The sequence below is a fragment of the Paeniglutamicibacter psychrophenolicus genome (genome assembly GCF_030812255.1).
Taxonomy (GTDB): domain Bacteria; phylum Actinomycetota; class Actinomycetes; order Actinomycetales; family Micrococcaceae; genus Paeniglutamicibacter; species Paeniglutamicibacter psychrophenolicus_A.
Genome location: NZ_JAUSSH010000009.1, coordinates 1 through 16919, shown reverse-complemented (window position 1 = coordinate 16919; position 16919 = coordinate 1). Strand labels below are relative to the sequence as shown.

The 16919-nt window shown below is 66.3% G+C and carries 14 protein-coding genes and 1 riboswitch; of the genes, 6 read left to right on the top strand and 8 right to left on the bottom strand.

All coding sequences use genetic code 11. The features are described from left to right. Positions 1-6: 6 nt before the first annotated feature. Positions 7-657, bottom strand: coding sequence for a hypothetical protein (locus J2T21_RS13005; RefSeq protein ID WP_307581755.1), 651 nt, complete (start codon positions 655-657; stop codon positions 7-9). 599 nt (positions 658-1256) lie between these two features. On the opposite strand from J2T21_RS13005, the gene J2T21_RS13000 reads away from it, so the two are divergent. Next, complete coding sequence (locus tag J2T21_RS13000; RefSeq protein WP_307581754.1) at positions 1257-4187, top strand: helix-turn-helix transcriptional regulator; 2931 nt, start codon at positions 1257-1259, stop codon at positions 4185-4187. Positions 4188-4298: 111 nt separating this feature from the next. On the opposite strand, the gene J2T21_RS12995 is transcribed toward J2T21_RS13000, so the two are convergent. Continuing rightward, positions 4299-4553, bottom strand: a complete 255-nt coding sequence (locus J2T21_RS12995) for a hypothetical protein (RefSeq protein ID WP_307581753.1) — start codon at positions 4551-4553, stop codon at positions 4299-4301. A 147-nt stretch (positions 4554-4700) separates the two neighbouring features. Here J2T21_RS12995 and J2T21_RS12990 point away from each other — a divergent pair, with 147 nt between their 5' ends. Continuing rightward, positions 4701-7634: a helix-turn-helix transcriptional regulator gene (locus tag J2T21_RS12990; protein ID WP_307581752.1), complete on the top strand. Its 2934-nt coding sequence runs from the start codon at positions 4701-4703 to the stop codon at positions 7632-7634. Between the two features lie 26 nt (positions 7635-7660). Here J2T21_RS12990 and J2T21_RS12985 read toward each other — a convergent pair whose 3' ends face one another. The 3 genes from J2T21_RS12985 to J2T21_RS12975 form a co-directional block, all read right to left on the bottom strand. Further along, positions 7661-8254, bottom strand: a complete 594-nt coding sequence (locus J2T21_RS12985; protein ID WP_307581751.1) for a carboxymuconolactone decarboxylase family protein — start codon at positions 8252-8254, stop codon at positions 7661-7663. A 143-nt stretch (positions 8255-8397) separates the two neighbouring features. Beyond that, the gene (locus J2T21_RS12980) at positions 8398-9384 is read right to left on the bottom strand and encodes a DMT family transporter (protein ID WP_307581750.1); all 987 of its coding nucleotides are present in this window, start codon (positions 9382-9384) and stop codon (positions 8398-8400) included. A gap of 121 nt (positions 9385-9505) precedes the next feature. Further along, positions 9506-10258, bottom strand: a complete 753-nt coding sequence (locus J2T21_RS12975; protein ID WP_307581749.1) for a DMT family transporter — start codon at positions 10256-10258, stop codon at positions 9506-9508. Positions 10259-10408: 150 nt separating this feature from the next. Between J2T21_RS12975 and J2T21_RS12970 the strand changes: the two genes are divergently transcribed. Beyond that, positions 10409-10636 (top strand): RNA-binding S4 domain-containing protein, encoded by a 228-nt coding sequence (locus J2T21_RS12970; protein WP_071215594.1) that lies wholly within the window; start codon positions 10409-10411, stop codon positions 10634-10636. A 393-nt stretch (positions 10637-11029) separates the two neighbouring features. Here J2T21_RS12970 and J2T21_RS12965 read toward each other — a convergent pair whose 3' ends face one another. Next, a complete protein-coding gene (locus J2T21_RS12965) occupies positions 11030-11686 on the bottom strand; it encodes an alpha/beta hydrolase (RefSeq protein WP_307581748.1) in 657 nt (218 codons plus the stop codon). Between the two features lie 87 nt (positions 11687-11773). On the opposite strand from J2T21_RS12965, the gene J2T21_RS12960 reads away from it, so the two are divergent. Next, positions 11774-12637, top strand: coding sequence for an SGNH/GDSL hydrolase family protein (locus J2T21_RS12960; RefSeq protein WP_373457931.1), 864 nt, complete (start codon positions 11774-11776; stop codon positions 12635-12637). A 167-nt stretch (positions 12638-12804) separates the two neighbouring features. Then, positions 12805-13191 carry an SHOCT domain-containing protein gene (locus tag J2T21_RS12955; RefSeq protein ID WP_307581746.1) on the top strand — a complete coding sequence of 129 codons (387 nt, stop codon included), beginning with the start codon at positions 12805-12807 and terminating at the stop codon, positions 13189-13191. 93 nt (positions 13192-13284) lie between these two features. On the opposite strand, the gene metX is transcribed toward J2T21_RS12955, so the two are convergent. Then, positions 13285-14433: a homoserine O-acetyltransferase MetX gene (metX, locus tag J2T21_RS12950; protein WP_373457930.1), complete on the bottom strand. Its 1149-nt coding sequence runs from the start codon at positions 14431-14433 to the stop codon at positions 13285-13287. Further along, positions 14430-15773 carry a bifunctional o-acetylhomoserine/o-acetylserine sulfhydrylase gene (locus J2T21_RS12945; protein ID WP_307581745.1) on the bottom strand — a complete coding sequence of 448 codons (1344 nt, stop codon included), beginning with the start codon at positions 15771-15773 and terminating at the stop codon, positions 14430-14432. The genes metX and J2T21_RS12945 overlap by 4 nt, the downstream gene beginning before the upstream one ends. Positions 15774-15844: 71 nt before the next feature. Next, positions 15845-15960, bottom strand: a riboswitch (SAM riboswitch). Positions 15961-16128: 168 nt separating this feature from the next. On the opposite strand from J2T21_RS12945, the gene J2T21_RS12940 reads away from it, so the two are divergent. After that, positions 16129-16773, top strand: a complete 645-nt coding sequence (locus tag J2T21_RS12940; RefSeq protein ID WP_307581744.1) for a VOC family protein — start codon at positions 16129-16131, stop codon at positions 16771-16773. Positions 16774-16919: the final 146 nt, after the last annotated feature.

Sequence of the window (16919 nt, the reverse complement as noted above, 5' to 3'; positions counted from 1 at the left end):
CGTTCCTCACCGAAGGAATTTTCGCGGCCAGCGGGTGCCTGCCCGGTCATCGGCGTTCGCGAGCTGGCCGGAGACCAGCGTGAAATGCATCGGAGAGCCGTTCGGGATGGTGAGGATGCCCCTGGTTTCCGTGGTGTCCAGCGGCCCGGCCACCAGGTCGGTCGCCGGGCAGTTGTCCGGCGTGTACATGAGCGTGGTGCGGCCGGCGGCGTCGAAGGCCAGCAGCGACAGCGGAACCGGACGCCTGCAGCGCACAGCGATCCACAGGTACACGCCCCTGGCCCGGGCAGGGAGGGCGAAGGAGAAGCCGCGGCTTCGCTCGACACTGAGCAGAACCTGCTCGGAACCCGGGACGGCACCAGCCAGCGGGTGTTCGCCGGAGCGCAGCAACTCCTCGATGCTGCGCGATGCCTGTTGTGGGTCCGGCGCAGCCGACATGGTGGGGGTGGCGACGGCCGGCGGAAGCAGGGCAACGGATGGCCGGGGCGCGTGGCGGGACGACAGCTCGGTGGTGGCCACATCCACGTCATTGACCACCGCGGTGCACCCCGAAATGCTCGAGACAACTGTGATGGCGACCATGAGATCAAGCGCCCAGTGCTTCTTGTCCAAGGGGAAGAAACGTGTCGTGGTCGGCGGCAGATCGGGCCGGTCCACAAACGGTGAGTCAATTGTGTGGGATGGCACAGTGGCAGGGGGTTCACGCGGTTCGCCGCAAAGCAGTGTGCCCACGGAACCGCACGCAATGTACACCGGGCTCGGACGCCGCCACCCGGCAGACTCCCGCCCAAGGGACCGAGTCATATCCGGGACACCAGGGTCTTTCCACCCTGGCCCGGAAGGACCGGGAATTGGGCCGGGCCCTGTTCAGGCTTACGCAGCCACGGCGGAGTACCGGCCCCGTCACCGGCGGGACAGACACAACGAACCACTTGCCCCTCAACCCCCGGCAACACGCAAAAGTAACTGGTTGTCTCTTGGATCGTCGGCACTGTCGGTCCCGGATCTTCCGTTGCCATCGCGGATAGAGGGCCCAGCCCCGCCAAAAACAGTGTGCTGGCGGCCAAGCCGGCGAACCCCGACGCCTTGTGTGGGAAAAACATGATGCCACCTTCCATATTTCCTGAATTCGATACTTCAACACTGCTCTCGACACCGTGTCCCTGCATCGGGAGTGACCACCCAGAAGGCCACGCAAATACCTGAGATTCCGGGTGCTCTCGCCTATGGAGGAGCAAGGTGCGAGACTGGATTGCATGGCCCACGATCGTGAATGGAGCGGCCCGGATCTCGTCGGACGCACTATGGAGCTAGGTCAGATTGGCGACACCATGCAAAGCGGGCTCATCCACACTGCGGTCACTTTGGTGGTTTCCGGGGACGCCGGTGTCGGGAAAACGGCACTGGTCAATCAGGCCTGTGTGAACGTGGATTCCACGGCGCTAATCCTCACCGGCGGGTGCCTGCCCTTGGCTTCGGTCAGCTTCCCTTTTCTGCCCCTGCGCACCGCCGTCAATGGTGCTCCCCCGTTGGAGGGGATCCCCAAACCCGTGTTCGGAACCAGCGGCCAGGCATCCGATGATTCCATGGTGGCCATCGACAACTGGCTGACGGAGATCAGCCGAGCCAGGCCCGTGGTGCTCGTGATTGATGACCTGCACTGGGCCGACTCGAGCACCCTCGACGCCCTGATGTATCTCATAGCGGGGCCTGGTGACAGGCCCTTGTGCATCCTCGCCACCCTACGCAACGGCGAAGTTGGCGAAGGACATCCGCTGCAGCGCTGGCTGGCGGACATCCGGCGCATGCCCCGCGTCTTCTGGCTGGAGCTGGGGCCACTGGACTATCGGGCGACGGGGGCCCAACTGGCCCAGGTGCTGGGCACGGAGCCGCACCAGTCGCTGATCGGGGACGTTTTTTCACACACCGCCGGGAACCCCTACCTGAACCGGCTCATCGTCAGCGGGCTGCGAGCCGACACCCGACATTTGCCAGCGCGGCTGCCGGCGGACCTGCGGACAGCGGTCCTGCGGTCTTGGCACAGCCTAACTGCGGAGGCGCGTGAACTCACCGAGCTGATGGCCGTTGGTGGTCGCCCCCTGCGGGCAGCGGCCCTGGACGAATTGGTGCAGCAATCCGCGTTCCGGTGTGATGCCCTGGCTATCTTGCGTGAGGCGGCGGCGGCAGGTATCGCTGAATGCGACGCTGACGGGGCACTTTGGTGGTTCCACCATCCGCTCATCGCCGAAGTCCTTGAGCAGAGGCTTGATGAGCAGAAACGGCGCCGTTGGCACGCGGTTTTCGCCGCCCACGAGGAAAGGCGGCTCGGCGAGGGGGCTACCGCTCATTTCGAGTCATTGGCGGCACTGGCACACCACCATGATGCTGCCGGAAACTTCGCCGAGGCCTACCGATGGACGTTGCGTGCTGCCACCGCGACCAACGGGGCCAGCGGGACTGGTGAAATGTTGCTGTTGCTTCGCCGCGCACTGGAGTTGCATGACATTCTTGGCTATGAGACGGAGGAACGTGAAGGGCTGCTCAACAGGATGCGTGCCGCCGCCGCAGATGCCGGTGCCATGGAAGATGAATTGGAAGCGGTGGAGGCCCTGATTTCGGAGATCAACGCCGTTGATCGACCGCTTGAGGCCTCCGAACTGATGGTGCGGGAAGCCCAACTGAGGTTTAGCACCGGACGGGAGTTTCTTTCAATCAGCCGGATGCGCCGCGCAGTGCAGCTTGCGAGTGCGAATAGACAGAGTTGGCAATACGCCTTGGCGCTTTCCGAACTCGCGGTTGCTGAACTATGGGTAGAGAAGCCCGACGGGCAAGTCCATGCATCGGAGGCCTTGCGCGCTGCCCGGCGTGCGGGTAACCCACGGGCCTTGACCTATGCCTGTTATGCCAATGCCATGGCCTCTCTCAATAGCGGAAATTTGACCCGAGGTCGCGAAGCGGCGGCGCTGGGGGTCGAAGCAGCGAAACGGACGCGAGATTTCTGGGCGCTGTTTGGTGCCATCATGTGGCAGGCGAACCTCACGGAATCATTTGCCAGCCAAACCTACGCCGATTTCATGCGCGCCGGGAGGGGCATCATGGCCAGCATGGGATCGCCGCATGTTTATATCGCCACGCTGGCCGGTTTTGAGGCAGGCTCCTACTTGGCCATCGGTCGTTGGAAGGATTGCGCCGTGGCGCTTCGAGTGGCTCTTGGTTCGGACCCCGGCGCCATGGGTGATGTCTTGGCTCGATTGACGGCCGCCCAGCTGGCGGTCCGGCAGGGCAAACAAAGTGAGGCCGAGGCACATCTTGCCCGCGCCGAGGAAATATCCGCGCAAGCGTCCAAGTTCATGAATAATAAATTCGACGACATCCGTGCCGAGGTCTATCTGGCTGCCGGAAACCCCGAGGCTGCCTACACGACCATCATGCGCTACGCCAAAGCCGAGCTCCCTGCCGAGTACATGACTGAAGCAAGCGTTCCGCTGGCTGCCCGTTCGCTGGCAGATCGCATCCAACGCGCACGCGACGAGGGAAACCCCACCGCAGATCTGCTCGCGCTCATCGACGATCTGTTGGAACTTTTTCCCCGCGTGCTTCAGGACGAATTCGACACCGAGCTGTTCAAAACGCAGATGCAAGCCCTCAATGGGCTTTTTCGGGCCGAGGTCGGCCGTGCACGCTCCTCCTCCGAGAACGGTCGACAATGGGTGGCGGCCGCGGATGAATGCCGGGATGCAACCCTCCGCTGGGAAGAGGCCTATTGCTGCTGGCGGGCCGTGGAAGCCCTGCTGTTGCACGCCAACACACAACGCGGTCCGGCCACCGAGATCCTTCACCGCGGCCTCGAACTTGCCGAGGAACTCCAGGCTCGTCCGATCCAGGCATCGCTGAAGCAAATTGCCGCCCAAGCCCGAATCGCCATACTCCGCCCGGCCCCGGGGGCCACTGCCGCCGGCGTGGTCGAATTGCCCGGTCTCACCGAGCGCGAACGGGAGATCCTTGGCCATGTCGTCTCCGGCCTGACTTATGCGGAGATTGCCCGGAACTTGGTCATCAGCGAGAAGACCGTCAGCACGCACGTCTCAAACATGTTGCGCAAAACAGCCACCGCGAACCGCCTGGATCTATCCCGATTGGCCAGCCGCCAGCGCGATGAACCGACAGCGCGCCCCGGCCAGCCCTGACCTGACCTGACCACAGGCGACGCCTTCCGGGTGGCCATCCTCGGGTCCGGGACCAGGCATGGGCTTGCCGGCCGGGCCGAAGCCCGGCCGGCAAGCCGGTGTCGTTGATGCCTAACGCTCGGGGACCCAGGACGGGGCCTCGACGCCGGCCCCGGTCAGGCTGTCGCAGTGGACCAGTTGCGTTCCGATCCGTGTCAGCGAACACGCCGAGGTGTCGGTGGTGACGGTGCTGACCGTGGTTTGTTCATCGACGATTGGTCCTCCGGGATCCAGCCGGGCATAGGCCGGGGAGGAAGCAGCGAGGGCCACTGCCAGCGAGGCGAAGACCAGGCCGGCGAACCGTGTTGTCTTGCGTGCGGAATACATGGGACTTGCCTTTCGTTTGCAGTGATTCCGATACCTCAACCTTGCTCGCTGGACCCACTCGGGGGCATCGGGAACGGCCCCTTAAAAAACCGGCCAAAACCCTGAGATTACGGCTCCCTCGGGGCCCGATGGTGGGAAACTGGTTTTGTGGCACTGGAGCTTGGGGTGATGGGCCCGGAACTCATGGGGAGGGCGACGGAGCTCGACGACATCGGCGCGTCCTTGGATGCGGCGATATCCGGTGCGGCCTGCACCCTGGTGGTTTCCGGGGATCCCGGTGTCGGGAAAACCGCTCTCGTGCAGCACGCCTGCGCGGCGGTCTCCTCCGGGATGTGGATCCTGGCCGGGGCCGCGCTGCCGCTGGCCTCGATGACCGTCCCGTTCCTGCCGCTGCGCTCGGCCCTCCGGCGTGGCCCGGTTCTCGAGGGGATCCCGAACCCCGGTCTCGGTCCGGGAGGCTGGGCGGCCAACGACGTGGTTGTCGCAATCGATGACTGGTTGACCGAGCTCTGCCTGGTACGGCCGGTGGTCTTGGTCGTCGATGACCTGCAGTGGGCGGACCAGGGCACCCTGGATGCGCTGATGTACCTCATCGCCGGGCCCGCGGACCGGCGCCTGGCGATCCTCGCCACGCTGCGCAGCGGCGAGCTGGGGGAACTGCACCCGCTGCAGCGCTGGCTGGCCGACATCCGGCGCATGCCGCGGATCTCTTGGGTGGCATTGGAGCCGTTGGACCGCACCTCGACCGGGGCCCAGATTGCCCAGGCCATGGGTTCCGCGCCGCACCAGTCGCTGGTGCAGGAGGTCTTTTCACACACCGCCGGCAACGCCTATCTCAACCGGCTCATGGTCAGCGGCCTGCGCCCCGAGACACGCCATCTGCCCCCGACGCTGCCCGAGGACCTCAAGTCGGCCGTGCTGCGGTCCTGGCGCGGCATGTCCGTTGGCGCGCGGCAGCTGACCCAGCTCATGGCCGTGGGCGGGCGGCCCATCCGCGCCCAGGACCTGGCCGGCCTGTCGCAGCAGGCCGGGACCCGGCACGACGCCGCGGCCATCCTGCGGGAAACGACGGAGGCCGGGATCACGGAGTGCTGGCCGGACGGGACGCATTGGTGGTTCCACCATCCGTTGATCTCCGAGGTCCTGGAACAGGGACTGGAAAGCGGGCAGCGCCGGGACTGGCACGCGCTGTTCGCCGCCTACGGGGCGCGGCTGCTGGCCCAGGGAACCACCCCGGACTTCGAATTCATGGCGGCCCTGGCCCAACACCACTACGATGCCGGGAACGCCGGCGAGGCATACCGCTGGACACTGCGGGCCGCCGCGGCCGCGGGCTCGGCCGGCGGGTCAAACGAGATCCTTCGCCTGCTGCATCGGGCGCTGGCCCTGCACGGACAGCTGCCGCAGGTCGATGAAAGCCGCGAGGAACTATTGCATCGGTTGCGCACCGCTGCCGAGGCGTCCGGGGCCATGGAGGATGAACTCGGTGCGTTGGAGGCCCTGTTGGCGGAGCTGGACCCCGCCAAGCGGTCACTGGACGTCGCCGAGTTGATGGTGCGCCGTGCCTTGCTTCGTTTTTCCTCGGGGCTCGAATTCCTCTCGGCCGAGGCCTTGCTGCAGGCTGTCCGGTTGGCGCAGGTCTCCCCCGAGAGCTGGCAATATGCCTATGCCTTGGCCGAGCTCGCCCATATGCGCCTGTGGAAGGACGATCCCGATGCACCGAGGCAGGCAGCGCAGGCGCTGGAGGTGGCCCGGGAGGCGGGAAACCCGCAGGCCCTGTCCTACGCCCTGACGGCCAATTCCATGGCCGCGCTGCTCGGGGAACGTCCCGGCGAGGCACGCCTGCTGGCCGCCCAGGGGGCCAGGGCGGCCGCGCGGGCCCGGGATTTCTGGGCCCTGCTCCACGCCACGACCTGGCAGGCCAACGCGACCGAGGCCTGGACCAGCCAGGTGTTTGCCGACCTGATGCGCTCGGGCAGGCAGCAGCTGGCGCTGCTCGGCGCCCCGCACGTGTACCTGTCGAAGATGGCCGCCGACGAGGCCAGCAGCTACCTTTCGATCGGACGCTGGCGCGAATGCGGGCAGGCACTGCGTGTGGCCCTGGGTGCGGATCCGGGCCCGTTGGGCGATGTTGCCGCCCGCCTGACGGCCGCCCGCCTGGCTGCCCTGCAGGGCAGCCAGGACGAAGCCCGGGCGCACCTGGCCAGGGCCGAGGAACTGTTTGCTCACAAGTCCGGGTACAACAACCTCGACTTCGACGCGGTCCGCTCGGAGGTCCTCCTGGCCGGGGGCAACCCCGCGGCGGCCTACCTCGCGGCCATGGCCGGGGCCGGCAAGGAGGGCCAGCCCCCGACCATGTGCGAGTGGCTGGTTCCGCTGGCAGCCCGCGCCCTGGCGGACATGATCCAGGGTGCCCGCGACGAGGGCGCCGACACGGCCGGCATGCTGGCGTCCACCGACGAGCTGGAGGCACGATTCCCCTCCGTGTTGCGGGAATCGGGCAACGACACCCCGTACTACTCGGCGCAGGTGGAAGCCTTCGAGTCGCTCTACCGGGCGGAGACCGGGCGGGCCCGCTCGGAGGCCGGAAACGCGGCGCAGTGGATCGCCGCCGCCAATGCCTGCCAATCGGGTTCCCTGCGCTGGGAGGAGGCCTATTGCTGCTGGCGGGCGGTGCAGGCGCTGCTGCGTCACGGCCACTCCGGCCACGGGCAGGCCGCTACGTTCCTTCGCCGCGGGCTCGTCCTGGCCCAGGAACTGAATGCGCGTCCGATCCAGGATTCGCTGCTGGAGATCGCCGCCCGCGCCAGGATCGCCACCTACCAGCCGGGCATCGGGCAGGCATCGGGCGGAGCCGTTGAATTGCCGGGGCTGACGGTGCGCGAACGGGAGATCCTCGGCTACGTCGTGGCCGGGCGCACCTACGGGGAAATCGCCCGGTCCCTGGTCATCAGCGAAAAGACCGTCAGCTCGCACATCTCAAACATGCTCCGCAAGACCGGCACCGCCAACCGCCTTGACCTCTCGCGCCTGGCAACCCGCCACGGCACGGAACATTCCTCCCCGGAGGGACCGCACTGACCAACCGGCGCCACCGCGGGGGCCCGTCAGCCGGCCGCTGCCTTCCGGGCCTCGATCGGGTCGAGCAGGGCGCCGCGCATGTCGTCGCTGAGTTGCGGGGGCACGTCGATGTCCACGGCCAAGGCCTGCAGGATCCGGCTGAGGTAGTTCCTGGCCGCCGCCGCGAGCGTGATGTCAACGATCTCCCGGTCCGGGAATCCCAGGTCGCGCAAACGCCGACTGTCCGACTCGTCCATCGCGGCCGAGTCGCCGCTGAGCTTCACGGCGTAATCCATCATCGCGACCTCTGCTTCGGTGAGGGCGGCGGAACGGTAGTCCCTGGCGATCCCGAGCAGTTCCTGCTCGTCGATGTATTTCAGGGCCTTGTTCCCGTGGGCCAGCCGGCAATGCCGGGACCCGATGCCCAGCGCCGCGGCCAGGGTCACCAGTTCGTAGCGGCGCATGCCCATGGACTTGGCGATCGAGGACTGCAGGGCCTTCCAGGCCTCGAAGGCCTCGGGGTTCAGGGCCAGGACCTTGGTGTGGCTCGGCACGTAGCCGAGCGCAGCGCGGTCCGCGGCGTAGGCTGCGGCGGTTGCGCCGACGGCTTCGGCCTCGCTGGTGGTCTGGAGAATGCCCATGGCGTCCTGCTCCTTGGTCCTTCGGATGTTCCTGTTCCATCCAAAGCGTAGAAGAGCCGGACACCGCGGCGCATGGGGAAGATGCCCCATCTTCGCCGCCGGGGCGCGGAGGCTGCCTCCGTGCCGGGAAGCCGGCCGCAACGCTATTTCCGCAGGCGCCGGAACGCGCTGCCGGGGATCGAGGCCAGCGACACCGCTGCCAGGGTGAGCAGCGTCCCGGCGATGGTCGCGGCATCGATGACGGTGCCGGAGGCCGGCACCAACACATCGATCAGCAGGGAACCGAGAAGCTGCCCGCAGATCATTCCCAGCCCGGTCAAGAGAACCCCGAGGTGCTTGACCAGGAACGCCGAAAGCCCGATGAATACGCAGCCCAGCGGGCCACCGAGGTAGTACCACCACTGCCCGGGCAGTGCCGCCGCAGGGCCCGTGATCGGCAGGCGCACCAGCAACAGGATGGCCAGCAGGATCCCGCCGACCACGAAGTTCACCAGTGTCGCTGCCACCGGCGTTCCGTAGGCCTGCGCCTGCACGCCGTTCATGGCGGCCTGGAAACCCATGAGGAAACCCACCGCCAGGGGAACGGCCATGGGCACCAGCAACGTGGCGATGGCCCCGGCCGACCCCATCCGCGGGCTGACCGCCCAGACGACCCCGGCAATGGTCAATATGGCACCCAGCGCCCGGATGGTGCTGATGCGCCGGCGGCCCCCGGGTCCGAAGCCCAGGCTGTCGACCAGCAGGGAGCCCAGGGTCTGGCCCGTGACGATGGAGACCGTGAACAAGGCGACACCGACCAGCGGCACGGTGAGCGTCTGGGAAATAACCACGAACGCGCCGACGCAACCGGCGGCCAGGTACCAGAGCGGGAAGCGCTTTTCCCGCAGGGCACGCGGAATGGCCAGTGCCCCGGCCCGTGGCCCCGGCAGAACCAGGGAGGCGATCACCAACAGGATGAGCCCGGTGGTGAAGCTGACCAGCGAGGCGGCGACCGGGTCCCCCAGCTTGGCGCCCAGGGCTCCGTTGATGCGGCTCTGGATCGGCATCGCGAGCCCGGCAAACACCGCCGTCGCCAGGTACAGGGGCATCAGCGAACGCTGGTTGGTCCGGGTGGCTGTTGTTGGGCTCATGGTGTATTTCGTGCTTTCCATCGTGGCTGGCCATTGGGTTGCCAGGAAGCCACCAGGACCGCCAGCAGGGTTGCCAATGTTCCAATGATTTCACTTTCGCCGGCCTTCTCCGGCGCCGGGATCAAATCCATCGCCAGCGATCCGACCAGCTGTCCGGTGACCAACCCGATTCCCGGCACCAGGCGCCAAGCCGCGGCACCAGGCTGCCCCCGGTGACCACGAACAGGATGCCCAGCGGCCCGGCAAAGTACATCCACCACAGCGGCGCGGAGGAGAACCCGGACGACTCGATCTTCAGCGAGGCCAAGACGGCCATGGCGATGGGCAACCCGGCGGTGGATGCCCGGTGGTTGATGGCCGTGGCAGTGGTCGTGGACCCATGGGCCTGTCCGGCGCGGCCGTTCATCGATGGCTGGGAGCTCACCAACAGCGCCGCCCCGAGGATCCGGATGCGCGTCACGGGCTGCTTTCCGGCCGGGCTGAATCCGATCACGTCGATGACGATGCTGGTCAGTGTGCGGGCGCCGACCACGGCAACGGCGAAGAGTGCCAAACCGATGCTGCCCACGCTCATGGCCTGGGCCACCATGCAGCAAGACCCCACCAGCCCGGCCAGCAGGAACCAGCGCGGGATCGGGCGCTCGCGCCACACGGCACCGAATTTCCGCCGGCCCGCCCGGGTCCCGGGAAGCGCAAGGCAGGCCACCGCCAGGCAGGCCAGGGAGGTCAGGGCGCTGAGCAACGCCGCGGCGAGGTAGCCGCCCAGGAAACCCGCCGCGTTGGAGGTGATCTGCGCCTGCAGGGGCATCAATTTGCCCGCCGAACCTGCCAACGCCAAGGGAGCTGAGTGCGGGCGGGGTTCCGGGCGTGCCACGATTCTCCTTGGGGACGGGGAAAATTCCTACTACTGAAACCTACTGTCTAACCGTCCGCGGGCCCGGCATTGTGTCGTTCACAGCACAATGCGGGCCATTGACCCCGCCTTGGTGCACGGTCCTGGACGTGCATGCGCAATGATGGATACATGGCAAAATCCGAAGCATTCCACCTCCAAATCCGCGACGAATCGATCCGACTGGGCCAGCTGTTGAAGCTTGCCTCATTCGCCGAAGACGGATTCCACGCAAAGCAGATGATCGAAGACGGCCTGGTGAAGGTCAACGGCGAAATCGAAACCCGCCGCGGCGCCCAGATCCGCAACGGCGACACCGTGAGCGTCAACGGCGAATCCATCACGGTCGAGACGGCCTAACACCTCGCATCGAACCGGCGGCGGCCGTCGGCCCTACCGGCTGACCGCCACCGGCCCCTGCATTTCTTCCGGGCCCATGCCGGCCGCCCGTGCCGCGGCGACCAGACCCTTGCCCGAGTTCACCCGGGTTCCGGTGGTGCGCCCGGCGCACAGCGGTCCGGCGGGCTCGGGTTCATTGACTGCCCTGGCAGCGTCCCAACGGCCCCGGGCGTTCCAGCGGACGCACCAGCGAGTTGCCCCGGACGCGAAACCGATGAGGGCAGCACGGCAATCGGTCAATCGAGCGCGCTGTCCACGGCGTGGGCCGAACACAAAAACCTCCTGCTTGCACCAATGGTTCACGGCAAGCAGGAGGTTTTGTTTACGTCTTCAGCCCGACAGGCGCCGGAAGCGCTAGATCGAGGCGCCCTTCAGCACGACGTGGCTCAGGAATTCATGGACGTGCGCCATTTCCTGCGCATTTACCGAGTGGAGCATGTTCGCATAGAGAACCTTGGTGACGTGCACGTCGGTGGTTGCCCAGGCGTGGGTGTATTCGATCTTGTCCTGGGTGATGACCGGGTCGGCCTGGTCGCGTCCCCAGAACACCGGCTTCTTCATGCCCTTGAGAACCTCGTCCTGGAAGAAGCCTTCACCCTCCTCCGGCACGGCGAATCCCGACAGGCCAATGACCGTGGAAATCGCCTGGGGCTGGTGGCGCAGCAGGGAGGTGGCCACGGCCATGCCCATGGAGAAGCCCAGCAGGCTCACCGAGGAGTGCTGCTTGGAGACCGGTTCGAGCCATTCCCACAGGTCGGCGATGGCCTTCTTGACGGCATCGAACGAGTAGTCGAGATCCTGCATCAGCGGGAACCAGGTGTACCCGGGGCCCAAGGCCTGGGGCGCCCTCACCGATACGACGGTGAACTCCTCGGGCAGCATGGGAGCCAGGCCCATCAGGTCTTCTTCATTGGACAGGTAACCGTGCAGAAGCACCAAAAGCGGGGTGCCGGCACGTTCGGCTTCCGGGCGGGACCAAATGACAGTGGGGTTCCAACTTGTTTCACTCACCCGACCAGTCAAGCAGAAATCCGCCTTCCCGGGGAATCCGGAAGAAAGCTACGCCTTGGTAACTTACGTATTCTTTGGTAGGAATAAATGGTGAACAACATCAGCGAGACCCCTTCGACGGAAACCACCGCACCCGGCTCCGCCCTTCATCCCTGGCGACGCTACGTGGCCCTGGGCGATTCCTTCACGGAGGGCATCGGCGATGTCGACCCACGGAGTCCCGGCGGGTACCGCGGCTGGGCGGACCGCGTGGCCGAACAGCTCAGCCACGGCATTGAGGACTTTGCCTACGCCAACCTGGCCATCCGCGGCCGTCTCATCAACCAGATCTATGACGAACAGGCCGGCCCGGCCCTCGAGCTCAAGCCCGATCTCATCAGCCTCTGCGCCGGCGGCAACGACGTCATCCGGCCCGGCGGGGACCCGGATGCCATTGCCGACAAACTCGATGCCTTGATGCGCATCCTGGCCACCTCGAACGCCACCATCCTGCTCTTCACCGGACCGGATATCCGTGACACCCCGATGCTCGGGGGCATTCGGGGCAAGGTCGCGATCTACAACGAAAACGTCCGCACCATCGCCGCCCGCTACGACGCGGTGGTCGCCGACTTGTGGTCCCTGCGCGAATTGCACGAAACGCGGATGTGGGCCGACGACCGCCTGCACTTCTCCCCCCTGGGCCACCACACGATTGCGGCCATGGCCCTGGACGCGCTGAACGTGCCACACGACCTGCAGCACCTCGAGCCCGGCGAGGTCGAGGTCAAGAACTGGCGCGAAGCCCGGCGCGACGACTTCATCTGGGCACGCACGCACCTGGCCCCCTGGGTCCTGCGCCGCATCCGGCACCAGTCCTCGGGCGATGGAATCTCGGCCAAGCGCCCGCTGGCCACGACGTTCACCATGCAGCCGCCCAACGACTCGCTGGGAAACGGCCCGGCGGTCTAGGGCCCCGAAAGATCGACAACAGAACGGCATCCAACCGTCAAAGGTGAGGTCACGGTAGGAAAACGTTTCCCGGTTTGAGGGCCGTGGATCGCTTCTCCGTGATCTACTGGTGCAAAGCAAGGATGTCCGCCGGTCCCACGGGCCGGCCCGAGAAGAGCGGCTGCCGCATGAACTTCACCGAGGATTCCCTGGACGATCAGGGATTTGTCGACTTTGGCACGGTGCAACCCGGCCCCTTCGGCGACTCAAACCCCATGAACGACCTGGTGGTTGGATTCGGTGTCTTCGGCGTGGTTTTCGTGATCGCCTTTGTGGCGGTGATCGGATTCATCGTCTTCGTGGCCGTCCGGAACTACAAGGCCAGCAAGAACGCGGGCCTGGATCCCTTCACCTTGCAAACCGAACTGGCGGTCCGCGCCGCGAAGTCGCAGCTGCTGGCACCCAGGCAAAGCCGCGAACAGCGCCTGGCCGAGCTCGAGGACCTGCTGGCCCGCCGGGTGATCACGCCCGAGGAGCACCAACAGGCACGGATGAAGATCCTGACCGAGGACTGAAGGCAAGAATGGCGGCCCGGGGCCCGAAGAAGGTTTCACTTCTTCGGGCCCCGGGCCGCCTGCCCCCACCGCGGATGTGCGGGCGAGGTTGCGTCAGCTGAAGATCTCCCGCTTGAGCGGTTCGCTGAGCTGCTCGATGTCGGTCAGGAACCCGTCGTGGCCGATCGGCGAGGTGATGTACTTGACCTCGCACGGGTTCGGCAACATCCTGGCCAGAAGCTCGGACTGCTCGGGCCAGTACAGGCGGTCCGAGTCGACGGCACCCACCAGGAAATTCACTTCTTCGAGCCGGCCCAGGGCATCCCGGAGCGATCCGTGCCCGCGGCCGACGTCGTGGCTCATCAAGGCCTCGGTCAGCACCAGGTAGCTGTTGGCGTCGAAGCGACCCACCAACTTGTCGGCCTGGTGGTCCAGGTAGCTCTCCACCTGGTATCGGCCCCGATCCAGGCCGGCGCCGGCCACCGGCTGCTCGGACCCCTGCGGGGCACGGCCGAACCGGACATCCAGCTCGGCTGCCGTGCGGTAGGTGATATGGGCAATGCGCCGTGCGATGCCCAGTCCTGCGGAAGGAACGCGTTCATTTGCGTAGTAGTCGCCCCCGGCAAAGTCCGGATCCAGCCGGATGGCCGCGGACTGGGCCTGCGCGAAGGCGATCTGCTCGGCCGAGGACTCGGCGGCGGCCGCCACCACCACGCAGTTCTTCACCCGTTCGGGGAACTCCACTGCCCACTCCAGGGCCCGCGCCCCGCCCATGGAACCGCCCAGCACGGTGTGCCAGGCCTTGATGCCCAGGGCATCGGCGAGCCGCGCCTCCAGACGCACCGAATCCTTGATCGTGGTGAAGGGGAAGCGCGATCCCCAGGGCACGCCCTCCGGGTCGAGGCTGGCAGGACCGGTGGACCCGGAGCAGCCGCCAACCATGTTGGCCGCCACCACGAAGTAGCGGTTGGTGTCCACCGTCTTGCCGGGGCCCACGAAACCGTCCCACCAGCCGGGCTCGGTCGATGCGCCACGGGCCACGTGGCTGTCTCCGGTCAGCGCATGGGCGATGTAGACGGCGTTGGTCGCCTCGGCATTCAGCGTCCCCCAGGTTTCGTACCCGAGCACGATCTGCGGGAGGGTCGCACCGGTTTCGAAGGTGTACGGACCGGTGTGCAGATGCCTGAGGATGCCATCGGACGCAAGGTCCAGCGCGGCGGCGGTTTCTGCGTCATGGAGCACCACGTTGGTCTCCACACTCACCGGGTGGCCTGCAGTTCAACATCGCCCAGCGAGGCCACGGCCTCGAAGCCCCCGCGCAGGTCGGCGATGATGTCTGCAATGTTTTCGATGCCCACGCTCAACCGGACCAGGCCCGGGGAAACACCCGCGGCGACCTGCTCGGCCTCGGTGAGCTGGGCGTGCGTGGTGGAGGCCGGGTGGACCACCAGCGACCGCACATCACCCAGGTTCGCGACGTGGGAGTGCAGCTTCAACGCATCGACAAAGCCCTGGCCGGCCTCGAGGCCGCCGGAGATCTCGAAGGAGACGATGGCGCCGGTTCCCTTGGGGCCGTACTTGCGTCCGCGCTCGAACCACGGGCTGGAGGGAATGCCGGCGTAAATGACGCGTTCCACCTGCGGCTGGGCTTCGAGCCATTCGGCCACTTCCACGGCGTTGGAGACGTGTCGCTCGATGCGCAGCGAGAGGGTCTCGAGCCCCTGGGCGATGAGGAAGGCGTTGAAGGGGGCAACTGCCGAGCCAAGGTCGCGCAGCAGCTGTACGCGGGCCTTGAGCACGTAGGCCAGGTTCGCACCCAGGGCGCCGTTGACGCCCAGGTCCCGGGCGTACACCAGGCCGTTGTACGACTCGTCGGGGGTGTTGAAACCCGGGAATTTCTCCGGGTCGGCGGCAAAGTCGAAGTTGCCCGAGTCCACGATGACCCCGGCCATCGCGGTGCCGTGCCCGCCGAGGTACTTGGTCGCCGAGTGCACGACGATGTCCGCTCCCCATTCGATGGGGCGGATCAGGTACGGGGTGGACAGGGTGTTGTCGACGATCAGCGGGACGCCTGCCTCGTGGGCAATTGCGGAGACCGCTTCGATGTCGAGCACGTCCTGGCGGGGGTTGGAAACCACTTCGCCGAAGAAGGCCTTGGTGTTTGGCTTGACGGCGGCCTTCCAACCCTCGAGGTCATCGGGTTCCGAGACGAAGGTGACCTCGATGCCGAGCTTGCGCAGCGAGTGCTTGAACAGGTTCTGGGTTCCGCCGTAGAGGCTGGGGCTGGCCACGATGTGGTCGCCGGCCTCGGCCAGGTTCAGGATCGCGAAGGTGGTTGCCGCCTGGCCCGAGGCCAGCAGCAGCGCACCCACGCCGCCTTCGAGGCTGGCGATGCGCTGCTCGACGGCGTCCTGGGTGGGGTTGCCGATGCGCGTGTAGATGGGCCCCAGGTCGCCCAGGGCGAAACGTGCCGCGGCGGTCTCGGCGCTCGGGAACACGAAGGCGGTGGTCTGGTAGATCGGCAGTGCACGTGCGCCGGTCGTGGCGTCGGGTTCCTGCCCTGCGTGGATCTGGCGTGTTTCAAAGGACCAGTCGTTAGACATTTCTTCCCCTTCAAGGATTCAGGGGTATGCCCATGGCCGGCTCCGTGATGGAGTCGTTGGTTTGCTGGGCACTCCCGCGCTTGTCCCGCGTCTTTTTGACGCGGGGCCTGGTCTTCACCCGGGGCACCCCACCGCGGTGGAGGGTTGCCGTTCAGCAAGCCGGGGCCTTCTGCTGAAACTCATGACCTTGGCAATAAGTCTGGCCCACGGCGCCGCAAGTCCGCAACCACGTCTCAAATTGTGACAAACCGGTTGGACTGCACAGCGCTCCTGCGCGTACCCCGAACGGACAGCCAAGATGCAAGTTAGGCGATCCTAAGTCGAGAGCCAGATCACAAAGTGTCATGATAGGCACATGATGAGGTTGGACCATGTAACTTACGCTTGTGGACCCGACGGCCTCGCGGCTACTGCCGCTCGGATCGGCGAGGCCCTTGGACTCGAATCTGTAAAGGGCGGTGTACACCCACGTTTTGGTACGCGCAATGTCATCTTCCCGCTGAAGAATGGCCAGTACCTGGAAGTTGTTGAAGTCCTGAACCACCCGTCGTCGGACAAGGCGCCGTTTGGCCAGGCCGTTCGCGCCCGATCCGAACTTGGTGGCGGATGGATGGGCTGGTGCGTTGCGGTTGACGACCTGGCACCGGCGGAAGAGCGCCTGGGCCGGGGTTCGGTTCCGGGCAACCGGAAATTCCCCGATGGACAGGAACTGACCTGGCGCCAGATCGGCATCAATGGCTTGATCGCCGATCCGCAGGTTCCCTACCTTTTGCGCTGGGATGACGGAACCGAGGACCTGCATCCGTCAAAGGCCCTGGAACCGGTGGGCAAGATCTCCTCGATCAGCATTGCCGGTTCCAGCGAACGTGTTGCCGACTGGCTCGGACAGCCCGAGCAGCTGCCCGTCGGCGAGGTCGTTGTCGATTGGCAGGCTCCCAACGGGACACCGGGAATCCTCTCGGTGACCTTTGAAACGCCAAAGGGTTCAATCACCCTTTAACCACGCAGTCGCAGGATTCTCCGCCAAGGCGGGGGGGGGGCGGGGGGCCCCCCCCCCCCCCCCCGGGCCCGGGGTTTTTTTTTTTGGGCCCCCCCAGCGGTGGGGGCGGTGTGCCAAATGGTGGAGAGATGGGCGGGGGGGGTAGG

Bases quoted from the DNA above. Each gene is read 5' to 3' on its own strand.
- J2T21_RS12995 (WP_307581753.1), bottom strand. From the start codon at position 4,553: ATGTATTCCGCACGCAAGACAACACGGTTCGCCGGCCTGGTCTTCGCC.
- J2T21_RS13000 (WP_307581754.1), top strand. From the start codon at position 1,257: ATGGCCCACGATCGTGAATGGAGCGGCCCGGATCTCGTCGGACGCACT.
- J2T21_RS12940 (WP_307581744.1), top strand. From the start codon at position 16,129: ATGATGAGGTTGGACCATGTAACTTACGCTTGTGGACCCGACGGCCTC.
- J2T21_RS12945 (WP_307581745.1), bottom strand. From the start codon at position 15,773: ATGTCTAACGACTGGTCCTTTGAAACACGCCAGATCCACGCAGGGCAG.
- J2T21_RS12970 (WP_071215594.1), top strand. From the start codon at position 10,409: ATGGCAAAATCCGAAGCATTCCACCTCCAAATCCGCGACGAATCGATC.
- J2T21_RS12980 (WP_307581750.1), bottom strand. From the start codon at position 9,384: ATGAGCCCAACAACAGCCACCCGGACCAACCAGCGTTCGCTGATGCCC.
- J2T21_RS12985 (WP_307581751.1), bottom strand. From the start codon at position 8,254: ATGGGCATTCTCCAGACCACCAGCGAGGCCGAAGCCGTCGGCGCAACC.
- J2T21_RS12960 (WP_373457931.1), top strand. From the start codon at position 11,774: ATGGTGAACAACATCAGCGAGACCCCTTCGACGGAAACCACCGCACCC.
- J2T21_RS12955 (WP_307581746.1), top strand. From the start codon at position 12,805: ATGAACTTCACCGAGGATTCCCTGGACGATCAGGGATTTGTCGACTTT.